The sequence below is a fragment of the Anditalea andensis genome, assembly GCF_000714815.1.
Lineage (GTDB): Bacteria > Bacteroidota > Bacteroidia > Cytophagales > Cyclobacteriaceae > Anditalea > Anditalea andensis.
Map to the genome: position 1 here is coordinate 168146 of NZ_JMIH01000028.1, position 20694 is coordinate 188839.

Annotated in this window: 15 protein-coding genes and 1 riboswitch; of the genes, 5 read left to right on the top strand and 10 right to left on the bottom strand. The window is 42.6% G+C overall.

Annotation, left to right across the window (positions count from 1 at the left end; genetic code table 11):
• Nucleotides 1-149 precede the first annotated feature (149 nt).
• Both EL17_RS19965 and EL17_RS19970 read right to left on the bottom strand, forming a co-directional pair.
• Nucleotides 150-1688, bottom strand: a complete 1539-nt coding sequence (locus tag EL17_RS19965) for a SulP family inorganic anion transporter (protein ID WP_035078464.1) — start codon at nucleotides 1686-1688, stop codon at nucleotides 150-152.
• 270 nt (nucleotides 1689-1958) lie between these two features.
• Entirely contained in the window at nucleotides 1959-3020 is a 1062-nt protein-coding gene (locus tag EL17_RS19970) for an ArsO family NAD(P)H-dependent flavin-containing monooxygenase (protein ID WP_035078467.1), read from the bottom strand.
• A gap of 176 nt (nucleotides 3021-3196) precedes the next feature.
• Here EL17_RS19970 and EL17_RS19975 point away from each other — a divergent pair, with 176 nt between their 5' ends.
• A complete protein-coding gene (locus tag EL17_RS19975) occupies nucleotides 3197-4732 on the top strand; it encodes a cryptochrome/photolyase family protein (RefSeq protein WP_035078470.1) in 1536 nt (511 codons plus the stop codon).
• 108 nt (nucleotides 4733-4840) lie between these two features.
• On the opposite strand, the gene arsB is transcribed toward EL17_RS19975, so the two are convergent.
• The 4 genes from arsB to EL17_RS19995 all read right to left on the bottom strand — a co-directional run bounded on the left by arsB (nucleotide 4841) and on the right by EL17_RS19995 (nucleotide 7465).
• Nucleotides 4841-5884 (bottom strand): ACR3 family arsenite efflux transporter, encoded by a 1044-nt coding sequence (arsB, locus tag EL17_RS19980; RefSeq protein WP_035078473.1) that lies wholly within the window; start codon nucleotides 5882-5884, stop codon nucleotides 4841-4843.
• Nucleotides 5885-5887: 3 nt separating this feature from the next.
• Nucleotides 5888-6496 (bottom strand): low molecular weight phosphatase family protein, encoded by a 609-nt coding sequence (locus EL17_RS19985; protein ID WP_035078476.1) that lies wholly within the window; start codon nucleotides 6494-6496, stop codon nucleotides 5888-5890.
• 35 nt (nucleotides 6497-6531) lie between these two features.
• The gene (locus EL17_RS19990) at nucleotides 6532-7068 is read right to left on the bottom strand and encodes a DUF6428 family protein (RefSeq protein WP_035078479.1); all 537 of its coding nucleotides are present in this window, start codon (nucleotides 7066-7068) and stop codon (nucleotides 6532-6534) included.
• 61 nt (nucleotides 7069-7129) lie between these two features.
• Entirely contained in the window at nucleotides 7130-7465 is a 336-nt protein-coding gene (locus EL17_RS19995) for an ArsR/SmtB family transcription factor (RefSeq protein WP_035078483.1), read from the bottom strand.
• A gap of 141 nt (nucleotides 7466-7606) precedes the next feature.
• Between EL17_RS19995 and EL17_RS20000 the strand changes: the two genes are divergently transcribed.
• The 4 genes from EL17_RS20000 to EL17_RS20015 all read left to right on the top strand — a co-directional run bounded on the left by EL17_RS20000 (nucleotide 7607) and on the right by EL17_RS20015 (nucleotide 15098).
• Complete coding sequence (locus tag EL17_RS20000; RefSeq protein ID WP_035078486.1) at nucleotides 7607-8005, top strand: hypothetical protein; 399 nt, start codon at nucleotides 7607-7609, stop codon at nucleotides 8003-8005.
• A 63-nt stretch (nucleotides 8006-8068) separates the two neighbouring features.
• Entirely contained in the window at nucleotides 8069-12409 is a 4341-nt protein-coding gene (locus EL17_RS20005; protein ID WP_035078489.1) for a CusA/CzcA family heavy metal efflux RND transporter, read from the top strand.
• Complete coding sequence (locus tag EL17_RS20010; protein WP_035078492.1) at nucleotides 12402-13610, top strand: efflux RND transporter periplasmic adaptor subunit; 1209 nt, start codon at nucleotides 12402-12404, stop codon at nucleotides 13608-13610. The genes EL17_RS20005 and EL17_RS20010 overlap by 8 nt, the downstream gene beginning before the upstream one ends.
• Nucleotides 13611-13704: 94 nt before the next feature.
• Nucleotides 13705-13770: riboswitch (Fluoride riboswitch) on the top strand.
• 26 nt (nucleotides 13771-13796) lie between these two features.
• Entirely contained in the window at nucleotides 13797-15098 is a 1302-nt protein-coding gene (locus EL17_RS20015; RefSeq protein WP_035078494.1) for a voltage-gated chloride channel family protein, read from the top strand.
• Nucleotides 15099-15121: 23 nt separating this feature from the next.
• On the opposite strand, the gene EL17_RS20020 is transcribed toward EL17_RS20015, so the two are convergent.
• The 4 genes from EL17_RS20020 to EL17_RS20035 form a co-directional block, all read right to left on the bottom strand.
• Nucleotides 15122-15805, bottom strand: a complete 684-nt coding sequence (locus EL17_RS20020) for a potassium channel family protein (protein WP_035078498.1) — start codon at nucleotides 15803-15805, stop codon at nucleotides 15122-15124.
• A 23-nt stretch (nucleotides 15806-15828) separates the two neighbouring features.
• Nucleotides 15829-17634 (bottom strand): TrkH family potassium uptake protein, encoded by a 1806-nt coding sequence (locus EL17_RS20025; protein WP_035078501.1) that lies wholly within the window; start codon nucleotides 17632-17634, stop codon nucleotides 15829-15831.
• A gap of 56 nt (nucleotides 17635-17690) precedes the next feature.
• Entirely contained in the window at nucleotides 17691-18497 is an 807-nt protein-coding gene (locus EL17_RS20030) for an ion transporter (protein WP_035078504.1), read from the bottom strand.
• A gap of 760 nt (nucleotides 18498-19257) precedes the next feature.
• Complete coding sequence (locus EL17_RS20035) at nucleotides 19258-20415, bottom strand: iron-containing alcohol dehydrogenase (RefSeq protein WP_035078507.1); 1158 nt, start codon at nucleotides 20413-20415, stop codon at nucleotides 19258-19260.
• Between the last annotated feature and the right edge of the window lie 279 nt (nucleotides 20416-20694).

The window sequence follows — 20694 nt, forward strand, 5'->3', positions numbered from 1 at the left end:
ATTCATCTTTATCCCCTGACAATACATCAAAAAAAACAGGCTGTCTCATAAATAAGCACAGCTCTGTTTCATAGGGATCGGTATCTTAATCAATTTTCATACAGCCAAGCCTCAGGCTATCGAATTGACTTTTGGGACAGCCTCTTCCTTCACTCTACTACTATTTTATAATCCTCTTCATCAGGGGCATAATTTACCTTAATGATTTTTTCGGCTCTGTTCAGCAGATTTTTGCTACTGGTATCCAGGTGCCTGATATACACCGTCTTACCTACTTTATAATAGCGTTCTGTTACTTTATGGACAGCATCTAGGCCTGAATGGTCCACTATCCTGCTCTCAGCAAAATCAATGATGATCTCTTCAGGATCATGGATGGGATCAAATTTTTCCCCAAAATTAGTTGCTGAAGCAAAAAACAGCGGTCCGTACATTTCATAGTGTTTCACACCGTTTTCATCTATGCGCTTTCTGGAACGGATCCTTTTACTGTTTTCCCAAGAGTATACCAGTGAGGCTATGATTACCCCTACCAATACGGCTAATGCAAGATTATGCAGCAATACTGTAATGAGTGTAACCAGTACGAGGATGATTATGTCCGAAACAGGAACTTTCCCAAAAACTTTTAGAGATGCCCATTCAAAGGTACCTATAGCTACCATAAACATAAGCCCAACGAGTGCCGCCATAGGCACCATTTCAATATAGGTCGAGAAAAACATGATAAACAATAAGAGAACCACCGCAGCCACAGTTCCGGATATCCTGGTCCTCCCACCTGCATTTACGTTTATCAGACTCTGACCGATCATGGCACAGCCCCCCATTCCACCAAAAAAACCTGTAGTCATATTCGCCACTCCCTGCGCTATGCATTCCTTGTTACCCCTCCCCCTGGTTTCGGTGATCTCATCTATAAGGGTTAGTGTCAAAAGGGATTCTATTAACCCCACACCGGCCATTATGGCTGAATAGGGCAATATGATCATAAAGGTTTCCCAGGTCAGCGGAACGGACGGTAAATGAAAGGTAGGAAGTCCTCCACTTATAGAAGCTATATCTCCGACTGTTCTGGTATCCACCCCACCAAAGATTACGATCATTGATATGGTTAAAATTGCCGCCAAAGCCGATGGGATAGCCGTAGTAATTTTAGGCAAAAATTTTATAATAGCCATAGTCAATAACACCAAGCCCAACATGATATAAAGCTGGTTACCCTCCATCCATGCAGTACCTCCTTCGGGGAGCTCTATTCGGAACTGGGCAAACTGGGAAGTAAAGATGATAATGGCCAGCCCGTTTACAAACCCAAAAATAACCGGATGAGGAACCAACCTGATAAGTTTACCCAGCTTAAGTACGCCCACTATTACCTGTATGACTCCCATCAGGACAGCTGCTGCAAATAAATACTCTACTCCATGCTGAATGACCAAAGCCACCACGATAACAGCTATAGCTCCGGTAGCCCCGGAAATCATACCCGGCCGACCTCCCATGATAGAGGTAATCAACCCTATAATAAAGGCTGTATATAACCCAATCAATGGACTGACCCCGGCGATAATGGAAAAAGCAACTGCTTCGGGAACTAGTGCCAATGCTACCGTCAACCCCGATAATACTTCATCCTTCAGGTTATACTGAGTAGGACGAAATAGTCTGTAAAACATTTGTGTCATGTTTACGCTATTAAATTTTATAAAATGAAATAAAGGTTACCTCAATAGTGGAGAAACCCACATCGAAAAGAATATGTAGAAACAACCCTGGTTCAGGGTGGAGTAGGCGTGGACTTATGTAAGAGTATGTTTTTCATAAGAGTCGGCAAAGGTAAGCTTTTTTATCAATTTTGAATATGATATTATAAAAATATACCGAAACTATGAACTTAACTATTTGATAATAAATAGATAAATTAAATAGATAGTTGTTTTAATAGGCAAAATTCTTTACAGATCCTTCAGATATTCTTCTATTTCTTTTACCGTGGCACGGGCAGACCTGCCTACTCCTATCAAAGTAGCGGAAGCAAATCCTGTCCAGCCACCAAAGCCTACCAGCCAAAGGCCCTCCACTTCTTCAGCCTTTGTGTCTGCCGTTTTGATTTTACCTCGGTGATCTCTTTCCACCAGTCCTTCTAGGTAATCTGTCGCGTAGTGAAACCCCGTACACCAGATGATCAGATCAAAAGATTCCTCTTCACCGCTGTCCCAAATCACACCGTTTTGGCTAATTTCCGAGAAGCTGCCCTTAGTCCTGAGCACACCTCTGCTTCTGGCTTCTTTAACAGCAGGTACCATGACGATATCTCCCAGACTATAGTGGGAGGGATCAAAGGGCTCCCCTCTTTGCTCGGCAAAATATTTGGCAGAGGCCATATCAAAAAGAACTTTGCCATTTACCTCATCAGGAAGATATTCGGGAGCTTTCTTTGTGGCCCAAATAGCACGGTTTTCTTTGCTTATCTCTGCCAAGATCTGAGCACCGGAATTTCCCTCTCCCACTATTAACACATTCTTTCCCTGATATTCCTTGGCAGACTTAAAGTGCGCGGAATGAACCTGTTTACCTTCAAATAGTTGCCTGCCCCTGACGTCCGGAATAAAGGGTTTCATCCAGGTGCCTGTAGCTGCTATGACTACCCGTGAATACATGCGGCCTTGATTGGTATCCAACTTAAATAGCGCATCCTCCCTGGATACCTTCTTTACTTCTATAGATCTTTGGATTGGGATATTATAGCGCTTTTCGTATTCGCAGAGATAGCTGATCACTTCCTCGCGGTCAGGATATTCTCCTTTAGATGCCGGCATCATCCAGCCGGGCAGAGAACTGAACTGTGCAGGCGAAAACAGTGTCAGTGCTTCCCAGGTATGCAGCCATGCCCCTCCACATTGAGCCTGATTATCCACAATTATATATTCAAGTTTTGATCTCCTCAAATAATATGCACATGCCAGGGCACTTTGGCCCCCTCCGATAATGATTAGATCATAACTGTTATTCCGCATAACTTTTTATATTTTAGTGTCTTTTCAAACCGGATAGTAGTCAGTGTAAAGTTCTTTCAATATACATAGGTTATTCCCTTTGTCTATTGTTTAAAAATCAAAAAGTTTCTGAATAAGTAAAATTGAATATTATAAAAACAATTTCATAAATACGATGATTACTTTCTTAAAAAATCATGGCATCTACTCTCCGGCTCATTCTGGGCGATCAATTAAACCACCATCACTCCTGGTTTAAATCCAAAGACCCCCATACTATTTACGTTATGATGGAGGTAAAGCAGGAGACTGGATATGTTAACCATCATGTACAGAAGATTGTGGCCTTCTTTTTGGCCATGAGGGAATTTTCCACTTGGCTCGAGAAAGAAGGACATCAGGTAATCTATATGAAACTGGACGATGTGGAGAACACGCATTCCATACCTCGTAACCTATCTAACTTAATCAAGGCTAAAAACATTACTAGGTTCGGATACCTATTGCCTGATGAATATAGGCTGGATAAACAGATAAAGGATTTTTCAGACAGTTTGGAAATAGAAAGTGAAGGTTTTGATACCGAACATTTTTTCACCCAGCGGGAGGAACTTGCCAATTTCTTTAAACATAAAAAAAGTCTGCTGATGGAGACCTTCTACCGTCATATGCGGAAGAAGCATCATATCCTCATGGATCAAAACCGTCCCGCAGGGGATAAATGGAACTATGACCAGCTCAATCGGCACAAGCTCAAAGATACTTCCATTCTCCAATCTCCAAAGACCTTCCGCTATAACATAGCGGGTATCTTAAATATGCTGAACAAAATGGAGGTACACTACTTTGGTGAGATAGATGTAAATAATTTCCAATGGGCTATCAATAGAAACGATGGACTCCTGGTATTGGAATATTTTTGCGAAGAACTTCTCCCCTATTTTGGCACCTATCAGGATGCTATCCATACCGAGCATGCTTTTCTCTTCCATTCGCGTTTGAGCTTCCTGATGAATGTCAAACTCTTATCCCCTAAGGAGGTCATAGAGAAGGTTATGGAGCAATATTTCAAAAAGGAAACTACTATAGCAATCAGCCAGGTGGAAGGTTTTATCCGACAGATATTGGGTTGGAGGGAATTTATGCGGGGGGTGTACTGGGCCAAAATGCCAGGCTATGCCCATCTTAATAAGCTTAACCACCATAGAGCTCTACCGGAATGGTATTGGACAGGTAAAACCCAGATGAACTGTCTGAAACATGCCATTGGACAAAGCTTGAAACTAGCCTACGCCCACCATATCCAGCGGCTGATGATCACCGGTAATTTTGCATTATTGGCAAACATCAACCCTGACGAAGTCGATGAGTGGTACCTGGGCATATATATAGATGCCATAGAGTGGGTCGAAATCACCAATACACGTGGCATGAGCCAGTTTGCCGATGGAGGGATAGTCGGTACAAAACCCTATGTATCAAGCGCTAATTACATCAACAAAATGAGCAATTATTGTAAAAAATGTAGCTATGACAAAAACCTCAAAATAGGTAAAAATGCCTGCCCCTTCAACAGCCTTTACTGGAACTTCTTTGATCTACACAGAGAAAAATTCATCACTAATCAAAGGGTAAACATGATGTACCGCACCTGGGACAAAAAGCCTCATGAAGAAAGGACAGCCATCCTCAAACAAGCTGAACAGTATCTGAATAACATCGAGAACCTCTAAGCCAAAAAAAAAATTAACCAAAGCATTATAAGAGTTAGGAAACAGCTTCCACGGAGACCTTTTTTATAAATAGTCTCCTAAACCTGCTATCCTATAATGCTGTAGATATCAATATTTCCTTTTATTGGCGAAGGCCACCAGGGATAGCATCACCGGAACTTCCACTAATACCCCCACCACACAGACCAAAGCGGCAGGACTTCCCAGACCAAAAAGGGCTATGGAAACTGCAACGGAAAGTTCAAAGAAATTACTGGCTCCGATCATAGCCGCGGGAGCGCATACAGCATGAGAAAGGTGTAGCTTTTTACCGGCAAACCAGGCAATGAAGAAGATGAAATAAGTCTGGATGATCAGGGGAACAGCTATGAAAACTATGATCAACGGATTATCAAGGATGTTTCCTCCCTGAAAAGCGAAAAGAAGCACCAAGGTAAGCAAGAGTGCTATTACACTTACCGGCTTAAGCTTGGGCAAAAACTCTCCTGTAAACCACTCCGGCCCACGTGAACCGATCAGCGCCCGGCTGGTTAGGACACCCGCCACCAGCGGCACCACTACATAGATGATTATGCTCAAAACAAGCGTATCATACGGCACGACCACATCTGTGATGCCCAACAATAATCCTACTATAGGCACAAAGGCAATCAGGATAATCAAATCATTTACTGATACCTGCATCAGGGTATAGTTGGGATCCCCGTCACTAAGGTAGCTCCAAACAAATACCATCGCAGTACAGGGCGCAGCTCCCAATAATATAGCACCTGCTATATATTCCCCGGCAAGTTCCGGAGAAATAAATGCAGCATATAAGTTCGAAAAAAATAGCCAGGCAAAGAAGGCCATGGTAAAGGGCTTGATCAGCCAGTTGATGACGACCGTAAGCACTATCCCTTTAGGCTTTTTACCTATTTTTTTCAGACTGGTAAAGTCTATCTGAAGCATCATAGGATAGATCATCATCCATATAAGGATAGCAATGGGAATATTCACCTGATAAATTTCCATCGTACTCAGGTACGCCATGGAGTCACCCGCCAGATAACCGATCAGTACTCCGCCTCCAATACAAAGTGCCACCCAAAGTGAAAGGTATCTCTCAAAAAAAGCAATCCTCTTAGGTTCCTTTTGCCTTGTTGTAGTCATATCTTATTTGATTTGGGAAAATACATAGTTCATTTCTGATGCTATCTGGAGACTTCTTTCATCGTACTTTTCCTCTTCCTGTTCTGTGTCATCAAAGGCCTTGGGATCCTCATACCTTACCGGTATCCTCGCTTCCGCCCCTGCTATAAAAGGACAGTTTTCATCAGCATGCGAACAGGTCATCACTGCGGCGAAACCTTTTTCAGGATTGGCCGGATCATCGTAGGTTTTGGAAAAAGCGATGATCGGATCTGCATGATCCGCATACTTCACGGCTACTTTCGGATTGGCATCACCTGCTGCAGATGTCTTAAAACCTGCACGGCCCACTGATGCCACTGCTCTTTCATTAAAAGCTGTCACTTCTACTCCGCCGGAATAAGAAAAAACAGCTATTCCATGCAGATAGGCCATGGTCTGTGCCCAGATCTGAGAAAACTGGCTCCTTCGGGAATTATGCGTGCATATAAAATTCAGCTGGACCGGGGCACCGATTTCTTTTTTGCCCTGGATATAATCGATCAGCTCCTGGAGCACATCCTTTCTTTGTGTTGATAGGGGAAGAGCTTTTGCTTTTTCTATGGTATTTGCTAATTCTGGAAAAACCTGCATAGAATATGGTGTTGAAAAGTTTTTAAAATTAAATATTAACAACAGCCTCCACCTGGCGTACATTCGTTGGATACAGCACCCAACATCTGCAGAGGTTGCTTTTGTTTTTGAGGAGGAGCACAGCAGGCGGCGGCGGCTTCTTCTGGAGTAGTGGCCCTGTCTTTTGCTTTACAAGTCGTTTCATCAGAGGTAAGCCTTACGATAATGGAAGAACTGTTGATCACCATCTCGGTTACGGGAAGAATGGCTGTTGGGAAAGAAGAGTTGCCGTATTCAAATTTTATCTCTGTGTCCTGAAAGGTTGGTCTTACCCTGTCCACTACCTGAAATATTTTAAGTGCTTTGGTGGTATCTACCTGATGGTCGGGTTCGGGCACCTCATTTTCCCAAAGCTGCACATGGGTTTCCTCCCATTTGTTCTGAAGACCTCCGCAGTCTACAGTATCATAAGTGACATTTTTGATTTCAGTGATATGGTAATCTGTCCTGATATAGGTCCCGGGACGGTATTCAAACAACAGGGCTTTGGTAGGATGCTGGTTTAGAAGCGTAGTAAATTCTGATGTTAGCATGGTATATTCTATTAAGTATATTTTATGACTGATATAGGATGATAGTATTGTGAGTTAAATTTCAGCAGCAATCTCCTCCTTCTGAATTGCTATATCGTTGAAAAAGGCCTGAGAACAGGTTTTGGATTTCTTCCCAGCGGACCGGATCAATGCAGTAACACACCGAAACCCCTTCTATGGTTCCCTGAATGATGCCTACTTCCTTAAGTTCTCTCAGGTGCTGGCTGATGGTAGCCTGCGCCAGGCCCAGACTTCCTACAAGATCCCCATTGATACAGGTATTGGCCTGGATGAGATACTCCAGTATGGCCACTCGGGCAGGATGGGCTAATACCTTGGCCACCTTTGCGAGTTCATTTTGCTCTGTAGTGAAAAGATCTGTTTTGGTGATTCCCATAGATGTAATATTATATTGCAATATTACGATGAATATAGTGATTTACAAAACAAGGCAGGAAAAAGGTTTAAAACCGAATCTATTTTAACAGATTTAAATCCGTTATATTAAATTAGAAAAAAACATTACATTTACGCCTGAATGAAGTCCTTTACATACATAGTATTGATCACCCTGCTTTCGGTCAAAGCTTTAATGCCGAACATGGACCTTTGCTGTGACATTCAGAAAATCCCTGCTTTTTTTGACCACTATCAATTGCATAAAGTAACATACGGGGATAACTTCTGGGATTTTGTAGAAGGCCATTATCTCTATAATGATGACGAATACCGGTTTATAGCGGATGATCCTGAACATGCCAATCTTCCGTTTCGGGAGAATCATAAGAACTGCTGCACGCAAGGGATTTTTATATCAAAAACAGAGAATTATCAGCTCAACTCTCCGGTGCCCATTCATCTTCAACATAATACCCTATATCAGTCTATATTCAATTCCGGACTTTTTAAATCCCTTTTTCAGCCACCGATAGTTTAATTGCCGGATTCCGTGGGACCATTACGCCCTATCCATTTTTTACAGCAATAAAACTAAAATCATATGATTGATAATATCATAGCTTTTTCTATTAAGAACAAGCTATTCATAGGTCTGATGACCCTTGCCCTCATTGTGGGTGGCATATGGTGCATGACCCTGGTACCGTTGGATGCCGTTCCTGATGTAACCAATAACCAGGTGCAGATCATCACACAGGCCCCTAATCTGGGGACAGGTGATATAGAACAGTTTATCTCCTACCCCATCGAACTGGCTATGGCCAACTTGCCCGGGGTAACCGAGATCCGGTCCATCTCCCGCTTTGGCCTGTCTGTCGTGACCATCGTATTTGAAGACGGCATGGACACCTACCTGCCCAGGCAACTGATCAACGAAAAATTAGAGGAAGTAAAGAAAGATATTCCCCAGGGATTTGGTGACATCTCCATGGGGCCGATATCCACCGGGCTCGGGGAAATATACCAATATTCCCTTGACGTGGAGCCGCGATACCAAGGCCAATACAGCAGCACAGACCTCCGCACTATACAGGACTGGATCGTAAAAAGACAGTTGGCCATGCTGCCGGGAGTAATTGAAGTCAATTCATTTGGTGGTAATATCAAGGAATATGAAGTAGCCTTTGATCCGGACCAACTGAATGCTATGGGGGTGACCAGCGCAGACCTTTTTGAGGCACTGGAAAAAAACAATCAAAATTCAGGAGGGGCCTACATAGAAAGGAACCATATAGCCAACTTTATCAGGGGTGAAGGGCTGATAAGAAGTATATCGGACATAGAAGACATAGTGGTCAAAAATGACAGTAACCAACCGATAAGGATCAAAGATGTGGCAAACGTAAAATTCGGCTCTGCTATCCGGTACGGTGCCTTTACCAAAGACGGTCAGGGAGAGGCGGTAGGGGGAATTATATTCATGCTGAAAGGTGCCAATTCCAACAAAGTGATCACCGGGGTAAAAGAAAGGGTGGAGCAGATCCAGGAATCTTTGCCTGAAGGCATCCGGATAGCCCCTTTCCTGGACCGTAGCCAGCTGATCACCAGAACCACCGATACCATCAAGACCAACCTGATAGAAGGGGCTCTGATCGTGATCTTCATTCTGGTTTTTTTCCTGGGCAACTGGAGGGGAGGACTGATCGTGGCCTCTACCATTCCATTATCCCTGTTGTTTGCCTTTATACTCATGTATTACTTTGATGTATGGGCCAACCTGATGAGTCTGGGTGCCATTGATTTCGGGATCATCGTGGATGGGGCCGTGATCATCGTAGAGGGAACGGTATTCTCTCTACATCAAAAAACCGATACTAAAATAGGCCAGTTGGAAAGAGATGAGATCACCTATAAAGCCTCCAGTAAAATGATGAATGCGGCCTTCTTTGGCCAACTCATTATCATTTTGGTCTTTGTACCCATCCTTTTCCTGGAAGGGATAGAAGGCAAAATGTTCAGGCCCATGGCTTTCACTTTCATGTTTGCCATGATCGGGGGAATGATCCTTTGCCTTACCTATGTACCGATGGTTTCTTCACTATTTATCAGAACAGCGAAGCTAGACAAACCATCCTGGGGCGACAAAACCGTGGCCTGGATAGAAGGCCAATATGACTATGCACTGAATGGGGCATTGAATTGGGCCAAACCGCTAATGGTGACCGCACTGTTACTCATGGTAGTAGCCGTATATACCTTTACCCGTATGGGTGGTGAGTTTATACCACAGCTCGATGAAGGGGACATCGCTTTCCATATTATCATGACGCCCGGCAGTACCCTGACCGAAGGGATAAAAACATCCACCGAGATAGAACAGATCCTATTGGCCAATTTCCCTGAAATAAACCATGTGCTATCCCGGTTCGGGGTGGCAGAAGTGCCCACAGATCCTATGCCCATGGATATGGCGGACTGCTTTATTATACTCAAACCGAAAGAGGAATGGGTATCGGCAGATTCAAAGGAAGCCCTTATCAATAAAATCAAAGATAGTCTGGCTGATATCCCCGGCATTAATCTTGAATTTTCCCAACCGATAGAAATGCGATTCAATGAACTCATCTCAGGCGTAAGGGAAGATATAGCGGTCAAACTCTTTGGGGAAGACCTGGAAGTATTGGCTGACAAAGCGGCTGAAATGGGCAGATTGATAGCCAATATAGATGGGGTGGCGGACTTAAAAGTAGAGGCAACAGCAGGTTTGCCCCAGATGACAGTAGTTTTCCAAAGGGACAAGCTCCTCCAATACGGCCTGAACGTCCGGGATATCAACCAGGTGATAGAGACTGCCTTTGCCGGAAGTAAGGCCGGTGTTATTTTCGAGGGAGAAAAAAGGTTTGATCTGGTGGTACGCATGGAGGCTGCATCCCGAAAAAGCATGGAAGATGTCAGGAACCTATATGTCCGGACTCATTCAGGTACCCAAGTCAGGTTACATGAGGTGGCAGATATAAGCTATGAGACGGGGCCTATGCAGATCAGCAGAGATGATACCCAAAGAAGGACATATGTAGGCATCAATGTCAGGGGACGTGACATCAAATCCCTCGTCGAAGAAATACAGGTAAAATTAAATACAGCACTCGATCTGCCCTCAGGATATTTTATCCGCTATGGCGGAGCATTTGAGAACTTGGAAAGGGCTACAAGTAAGCTTCAGATAGTGGTCCCCATAGCATTAGCAATGATTTTCTTTTTGATTTACCTTGCTCTGGGATCCTTTACCCAGACCGCTATGATCTACATGGCCATACCATTGGCCGCCATTGGGGGGGTGTATAGCCTTTGGCTCAGGGATATGTCCTTCAGCATATCCGCAGGCGTAGGATTCATTGTTCTATTTGGCGTGGCCGTATTAAACGGCCTTGTCCTGATCAGTGGCTGGAACGAACTGAAAAAGGAAGGTGTCACCGACCTGCACGAAAGAATCAAACTGGGATCAAAAAGAAGGATCAGACCTATATTGCTGACCGCTTTGACCGATATTTTTGGATTCATGCCCATGGCATTGTCCGGTTCGGCCGGGGCAGAAGTACAGCAGCCCCTGGCCACAGTGGTCATAGGTGGAATGATTACCTCTACCCTGCTCACCCTGTTTGTACTGCCGATACTGTACCGTTGGACAGAATCCCGACCCCTGGGTTTCAAATTACCTAAAGGAGCCGGAGTCTGGCTCATACTGATGTTAGCTCTGATGGGATCAGGACCTCTACAGGCCCAGGAAAAAGTGGTAATGGCCCCCATATCTATAGAGGGGGCTGTAAGAAAGGCTATCTCCGGTTACCCTATATTACAATCCTCAAAGATGGCGGTAGAGCAGGAAGAAGTGTTGAAAAAAACCGCATGGGATATAGGCAGTACCAATATCTTTACCTCAGGGGATGAAGTGGGACCAAACCGCCAAGGGGTAGTTACCCCTGTCGGGATATTGCAGCAGAACATAGATGTCTTTGGCATCGCCCCGAAACTAGAAGTACAGCGGAGGAGAAAAGCTTTAGCGGAAGCCAACTATAACCTTGACAAACTTGAACTGGCCCAAAAGGTTAAACTTGCCTATGCCAAAGCTTTTGTAGCCAATAATCGGTTAGCCCTCTACCTGCAGTTGGATACGGTATACAGGCAATTTGAAAGAGCAGCCAAGATCCGGTTTGAGGTGGAGGAAACCTCCAAACTGGCTTATCTGGCCGCTATGAACCAGGCCAAACAGATCACTTTGCAAAAATCGCAGATGGAATATGATTTGGCAGATGCGCTGATCGGTTTAAACCTCTGGCTGGTCAGCGATACGCTGTTTACGATCAGACCACATGACCAGGTAGCCCTGACCGCCCCCATTTCGCTGGATGTCAATATGGATTCCCATCCGCTTCTGGAGATGGCCGCTGGGCACCAACGGTTGGCGAAGGCAGAACAACGGTCCATCAATACCGACTATCTTCCTAAATTTCAGGCCTCCTATGGCCGACAGGAAGTGGGCCTACAGCGGGGGTTTTATCAATACCAATTCGGCATCACCCTCCCACTGTTCTTTCTTCCCCAACAGGGAAGGTCCCAGGCCGCCCGACTCCAATTAAAAATAGCGGAACAAAACTATTCCCAAACGCAGTATGAGCTGGCTTCGGGCTATGAGTCCTTACTACAACAATATGAAAAATGGCTTTCATCCTGGAGGTTCTACCAAAAGGAGGCAATGCCATTGGCCAGAGAGCAAAGAGAAGCGGCGCTGCTGGCCTTTAGGGAAGGGGATATAGACCATGTGAGCCTGATCCAACATTTAAATGAATCTATACGGGTAGAGATCAGGGCACAGGATGCACTTGAGCAATACCTGCAGCATAAATTCCGATTAGAATATTATAACAGCCCATCCAATGAATAATAAAGTCATGAATCTAAAATCAATTAAACCGCATATATACTTTATCCTTTACTCCTTCCTTATGGTTTCCTGTGGAAAAGAGGATGTGGTTCATACCGAAAACAAAGAATCGGACGTGGGGCATCACCCGGAAGAAGGGGTGGTATTTACAGCAGCACAGGCCAGTGCCCTTGGCATGGATGTGGGGAGCCTGCCCAGCAAAAGCATGTCAGGAACCATACAGGTGAATGGCATGCTCGAAGTCCCCCCGCAGAATGAAGCACTCATCACCTCCATCATTGGGGCTAATATTACTTCTATTCATGTCATAGAGGGAGATGAGGTAAAGAAAGGCCAAATCCTGGCCTATATATCCCACCCTAACCTTATCAGGCTTCAAAGTGAATATTTGGAAACCTATAACACCATGCAGTATACCATACAGGAATATCAGCGTCAAAAAAAATTATATGAAGAAGAAGTAGGTTCAGGTAAAGTTTTCCAACAGGTACAGGCTGACCTTAATGCCGCCCAGGGATTGTTAAAAAGCTACGATTCCCAATTTCGTTTATTGGGTATAGATCCGGATAAGGTCCGTGAGGGTAATTTTTTTGAAAAGGTGGCCATTAGAAGTCCCATTGACGGTTCCATAGTTAACGTACTGGTAAAAAACGGCCAATTTGTCCAGCCGGATAAGGAATTGTTTGAAATCATTAATACAGACCATATACACATCAAGCTGATGGTTTTTGAAAAAGATGCCCATCTGGTAGAAAAAGGCCAGCGCGTGAGGTTCACTTCCGGTTACGGGTCTGAAACACCGCTCTATGCGGAAATTTTTTCCATCTCCAAGAAATTCGAACAAAACACCAGGGCTATACAGGTACATGCAGAAATCCAGGGAGACTATCCCCATCTGGTACCGGGCATGTATGTTAAAGGCCAGATCCTTACGCTACCTGGAGAGAGCACTGTTCTGCCTGAGGCCGCACTGGTACGGGAGGGGGGCAGGCGCTATGCCTTCCGGGCTGAAAAAATGGGCGCAGATAATGACATTAAGTGGCAATTTACTAGGATAGAGGTAATTGTGGGAGAATCAGTGGACAATTGGGTGGAGGTGAAATTTTTGGAAGAAATACCCGGCAATGTTCAATTTGCCCTTAATAACGGCTATTACATCATGGCCGAAATGAAAAAAGGGGAATTGGAACATGACCATTAATAATGGACTAAAATGCTGAATTGATAAAAAATCTGGTACCCACTGATTTTTATTTTCTATAACCATGGCATCTTCTGATATTTATTTTACCTTTATCATTATAGGTGATGGGGTTCCACCTTTAACCGCGCAAACAGCTGCTGATGACTCCTACTTCAACTTTCATTTTTAAAGCATTGTACCCCTATGTTGAAGAGGATAAGTGAACTATTGAAATTGCAGCTATTTATTAAGCTAGAGTTTCTTCCCAATTTAAAATTTACGTCCAAGTGGCTACTTATAGCGACTATCGTGGGTTTACTTGCAGGTAGCGCATCTGCGTTTTTCCTCATTTCTCTTCGCTGGGCCACTGAATACAGAGAAGCCAATATATGGCTGATAGCCCTGCTACCGGTAGGAGGGTTTATCATCGGCTGGGTATATCACCGATATGGAGAAGCAGTAGTCAAGGGCAATAACCAATTATTAGAAGAGTTTTATAACCCCTTAAAAGTAATCCCGCTCCGGATGGCTCCATTGGTGTTATTCGGGACTATTGCTACCCACCTTTTTGGAGGTTCGGCTGGCCGTGAGGGTACTGCAGTCCAGATGGGCGGGGCCATAGCCGATCAGTTTACCAAATGGTTTAAGCTTGACCATTCCGATAGAAAATCTCTGATCACGATCGGAGTTGCAGCAGGTTTTGCTTCAGTATTTGGTACACCGCTGGCTGGAGCAGTATTCGCATTGGAGTGGCTGGTGATAGGCCGGATCAGGTATGAATCCATTTTACCCGCTTTTATAGGAGCGTATGTGGCTCACTGGACCTGTTCAGGCATCTTTACAGTTCACCACACCGCATATGTAATCCCATTTATTCCAGATATTACCATAGTGAACATGCTTTGGATTGTTCCTGCTGGCATTTGTTTCGGGTTGGCGGGAAGGATCTTTGCAAAAGCCACTCACTTATGGAGCCAGTTTTTCCGGAGGTTTATCCATTACCCTCCATTGCGGCCGGTACTGGGTGGGCTGGCAGTAGCAGGCATGGTATTTCTGATCGGAACTACCAAATATATAGGCCTGGGAATACCTACCATAGTGGATGCTTTTTCGGAAGACCTGCCCTGGTATGATTTTCTGGCCAAGATTGGTTTCACTTCCCTTACCTTAGGTGCAGGATTTAAAGGTGGTGAAGTGACACCGTTATTTTATACAGGGGCAACTCTTGGAAACGCCTTATCAGGAATTATACCATTACCTGTAGCCCTTCTTGCAGGAATGGGTTTTGTCGGCGTATTCAGTGGCGCTACCAATACACCTTTGGCCTGTACACTAATGGGTATAGAGCTTTTCGGAGCCGAATCCGGAGTCTATGTAGGGCTTGCCTGTGTGCTGGCTTACATTTTTAGCGGACATGCGGGGATCTATAATTCACAGATTATAGGCTCGCCAAAGCACCGTTCTTTTCAAAGTTTTAAAGGCAAGGATTTGGGGAGTATCAAATGATATAAAGATGGCAGCAAATTGTTTTATTGCTCAAGTAGCTTTTTTATATCCCTAACATGGCCAAAAAGCAATAATATATCATCTTTCTCTATTATAGTATCAGGAGAAACTACACCCACGACCTTTCTTTTTTTGGACTTGATACCAAAGATGTTTGGTTTTTCCTCCATTTTAATGATCGTCAGAATATTGATGTTGTAATTATTCCTAATAGCAGTTTGGGCTATGGTCATTCCTATATAACGTTCAGGTATTTTAGCCTCTATTATATTGTAATCATCTGAGACATCCAGTGAATCCAGTACATCCTTCATCTGTAACCTTTTGGCCAACCGCTCGGCAGTTTCCTCCTCGGGATGAATGATTTCGTCTACACCTATGGCTTTGATCACTGTTTCATGTAGGTTGTTCATAGCCCTACCTATCAGTCTCTTAACATTATGCTGCTTAAAAATGGCCGTGGACATGATAGAAGCTCCAAAATCCTCTCCTATAGCGATCACGACTACATCCACATCTTTTAATGGCAATGTTTTGATAGCATGGACGTCAGTGGCGTTCATGGTAATAGCATGAGTGATTTTTTCTTTTACAGTTTCGATTTTTCTTTCATCGGAGTCTATGCCGATCACCTCATGACCCAGATCTGTAAGCCTAGCAGCCAGATAGGCTCCAAAATTTCCCATTCCCACAATTATATATTGCATATAAATTACTATTAAGATCCATTTTATAAAATAAACACACTCTCTTCTGGGTATTTATACCTTAGCGTCCTAGCTTTTCTGATAAAGGCCACCAATACCGTCAAGGTACCCACCCTACCCAACAGCATGATCACTGTCACGGTTAATTTACTTCCAGTGGAAAGGTCACTTGTAATACCAAGGCTTAACCCTACCGTAGAAAAAGCCGAAAAAACCTCAAAGGCCACATCAATAAGATTTAGCTCAGGATTCATCAGCGTGACCATAAAAACCCCAACTCCGATAACCATAAAAGACAATAGAATGACGGAAAAAGCTTTCCGTAGTGTCACATTACTGATTACCCTATTATATATTTCTACCCGGTCCTTTCCTTTGGCTATGCTGAGCGTATTCAATATGGCTACAGCAAAAGTAGACGTTTTCAATCCACCTCCGGTAGAACCCGGTGAAGCACCTATCCACATCAGAAGAAGGTAAATCAATATGGTGGGAAATGTAAGTGCTCCCATATCTACGGTATTGAACCCAGCAGTCCTTGGGGTGACAGCCCCAAAAAAGGCAGTCACTATTTTCCCATAAGTACTGAGACCGGTTAAGGTAGCATCCCTTTCTGTAATCAAATAGGATATAAATCCTATTGACAACAATATCAGTGTTGTCCTGACAATCAATTTTGTATTTATGTTCGCTACACGGGGAGTATGACGGTATTGTTCTATACCAAAAAGGACTTTTCTAGACCCAATATACACATGCCTTAGATAACTGTAATATCCCAATACCACAGGAAATCCAATCCCGCCTAAAATTATGATGAATGCCAGAACCAAATGAACATTATATTGCTGTCTAAAACCAACTTCGAATAGTCCGTCACTTAGAGTAGAAAAGCCTGCATTACAAAATGCGGATATCGAATGGAATAAAGAAAAGAAAAGCCTATCTCCGGTACTTGCAAATAGAGATGGATCTATTAAGTTAAATATCAAAAGCACTCCTACAGCTTCCACGAGGACGGTGAAAACTATGATTTTGATCAGTGTATAATAAATAGCGCCTATTTTATCTTCATTTATATAATCCTGTAAAAAGAGCTGGTTCTGAAGCGAGTATTTCCCTTTAAAAAAAAAACCGAAAAAACTGGTAAAGGTCATCATCCCGAGGCCTCCTATCTGAAAAAGGCTCATGATGACCACTTGACCAAAGAATGTAAAATCAGAGGAAGTATCCAGTACGATCAGACCTGTGACACATACGGCAGAAGTTGAAGTAAAAAGAGCGTCTATAAAGGAAATACCATTATTTGTTGCATTGGGCAGAGACAAAAGCCCCATCCCGATGATAATGAGTATGATAAAGCTAAAGATAAATACCTGTGGCGGGTTTAGCTGCAATCTGTTTACCGCTAAACTTAGCTTACTCAGTTCGATCAAAAAAGTAATCGTTACGATAAGATTTACTACAAATTCCTTGAAATTCAAGCCGGCCAGTTGCCTTTCGAAATCCAGATCAAAAAAACCAAATCTTAAAGCAGCTGCAAATAACAGGGCCAAAACTATACTAACTTCCACCGTATACCTCAACAGGTTATACCTTACATCCTGTACCATCATCCTAACGGTGTAGCCAGCAGCTAAAAAGATTAAACTAAGTGAATATAAAAAATGACTGTATGCTGCTTCTTGACCCTCTAACTTCCAACCAAAAGTATATAGCAACAAACCAAAGGATAATATACTCATCATTCTCAGAAAATATTTATTCATTTCCTGTATCTGATCAGATTTGGCCTTCTTTTCTTCTGATGAATTAAAACTGTATCGCATTATATATTTTCACTCCGAAAGATAAGTAATATTGAGATGGTATAAACCTTATCCCTTCATAATTTAGAACCACAGTATTTACAATGGAAAGCATCCTTGTCATGTTTTTCTGCATGGCAATTTGGACAGCTGATCAGGTCATCATCTCTCCTTTTAAACCTCATGGCAGACATCTCTGATGACACTATACCTGTAGGTACCGCGATGATGGCATAACCCATCAGCATGATCAAAGAAGCTGTAAATTTTCCCATAGGCGTCAATGGAGTAATGTCTCCAAAACCTACAGTAGTAAGTGTTACTATGGCCCAATACATAGACATAGGTATACTGGTATAGCCACTTTCAGGTCCTTCGATTATAAACATAATAGTCCCCATCACCAGCACTATAGTCAATACCGACCCTATAAATATCAGGATCTTTCTTCTACTTGCTAGCAGAGCATCACCTATATAATTAGCTTCAGATAGATAGCGTCCCATTTTTAGGACCCTGAGTACCCGCAAAAACCTCAAAGCTCTTATCACCGTCAAAAACTGAGTACCCACTATAAATAAGCTTAAATAGGTAGGGATCACGGCTAAAAAATCCACAATTCCATAAAAACTTAAGACATATCCCCTCGTCCTACGCGTCAACCACACCCTTAAAGCATATTCGATAGTAAACATAATGGTAAAAACCCATTCGATAGTGGTAAGTATCTTTCCATACTTTTGCCAATAAGCATCTACAGATTCTACTAATGCCACTACTACACTACCCAAGATCAAAAGAAGCAATACGACATCAAAAGCTTTGGAAGCTTTATCATCAGATTCGAATACGATATGGGCTAGTCTAGCTTTGCTGATTGGCATAGTGAATATAATTTTAAATCAATAAGAATTATAAATGCATAAAGTAAAATTAACTGAATATTATGAAAGGACCTTTCATTTTAGGATTACATAACTTTTCAGGATCACTTAAAGCGAAAATTAAGCAAAAAAAGAACCATTGATCTGATAAACCAAGTTTTGTGAGCTCAAAGCAATTTATAGGTATTCGCGGGATATTAATTGTTGCCTTAAGGCACCTATAACATTTTGGATTTTCCTCATAAGAAATAGCTTTACCATTCGATAAAAATTTTATACCCCTATAATAAAATAAGCGGGTCCCTCCTCAGGGACCCGCTAAACCTTATACTAAAAATAAACTGCAATTAAAAAAATATTTTAACCCCTATTTAAAGATAACCGTGAATCCCCTTTCTAATTAGAATATCATCCTTTTCAAATAGGGACATTTTACATATCTCAACAGTGAAAGTCCGTAAAAAAAATGAGGGAACAAAATCCGCTAATCATACTTAAATCATTAAAAAACCTTTTTTAGTACCATTTTAGAGATAAAATCCTTTTTCATAAATACCAACAACAAAATTCATACTTAAAGAAATTGATGTATTTTTCAATTATTTTTTATAAAATTTCAAACCAAATCTAAAGTAGAGACTATAGAAAACAGAAATGATAGGCATTATTTAGGATAATAAATCCTTTTAAAAAATAATAAAACAAAAAAATCCATCACCAGCACTACCGCCACTGATGATGGATATAAGACTACATTTAATTATAGCGCATATTCTAAAATTTTGACCACATCTTGCTGATGGATATCCTGGTGTTCCCCCAGACCTATTTCTCCGTTTCTTTTAGCCAAACGCTCAGCGATCTCATTTATGGCTTCCGGATTTACATCATAGTCTTTCAGTTTGGTTTTGATACCCAGGCTTTCAAAAAATGCTATAGTTTTATCTACAGCCTGATGGATGATCTCTTCTTCAGAACCTTCTGTAATGTTCCAGATCCTGGATGCATATTGAAGCAGTTTATGTTTCTTTTGCTCAGATTTATGTTGGAATATCCCAGGCATCACTATCGCGAGCGTCCGGGCATGATCTATTTCAAATAAGGCAGTCAGTTCATGTCCTATCCTATGGGTGGCCCAGTCCTGCGGTACGCCCACACCGATTACACCGTTCAATGCCATGGTACAGGCCCACATAATATTGGCCCTGCTGGTATAGTCCTTAGGATCTGCATACGTTTTGGGGCCTTCTTCTATCAAGGTAAGTAGAATTCCTTCCGCCATCCGGTCCTGTAAAGGTGCATCAGCTGGATAGGTCAAGTACTGTTCTATCACATGGGAAAAAGCATCCACTACCCCATTGGCTATCTGACGGGCAGGCAAGGATAAAGTGGTTTCAGGATCGAGGACAGAAAACTGTGGATAAACATGCGGTGAGCCAAAAGCTAGCTTTTCTTTGGTAGCATCTCTGGTGATGACAGCATTACCGTTCATCTCTGAAGCAGTGGCGGGAAGGGTCAGTACTGTGCCTATCGGCAATGCCTGTTTTACCTTCGCACGATCGGATAGGATCATCCATGGATCAGTTTCAATATAAACCCCTGCAGCTATAAATTTGGCGGCATCTATAACAGAGCCACCTCCCACAGCAAGTATAAATTCTATGCTTTCTTTCTTTACTAAATTGATGGCCTTTAAGCAGGTCTCATACCTAGGATTTGCCTCTATGCCGCTAAATTCAGTTATGTTATACCCTTTAAGTGCCTGCATGACTTGGTCATATACACCGTTCTTTTTAATGGAACCACCACCATATAGCAGCAGGATTTTCTGGTTGGGATGAAGTTCCTGGTTAATATTGGCTATTTGGCCTTTTCCAAAAAGGATTTTGGTCGGATTTTTAAATTGGAAATTGTTCATGGTACTTATATTTAGTGTGTTGGTGAAGAAGTAACTAAAATTGAGGGAAAATGATTTACGTAAGCAGGTGTTCTATCTGAAATAAGGGACCTGCCATAAAAAGTAAGCGGATTAAATAAAGAGCAAAAAGGTATAAGCGCAAAATTTATATTCCATTTTATAAAGTAAACCCTTCTGCAATATACGTCCTCCTTAAACTTTAAAAAAATAACCAAAATAGAGGACAGTTTATGCAGCAGTCCTATAGATTCGTCAAAAAGTATGATTTAAAATAAAGGC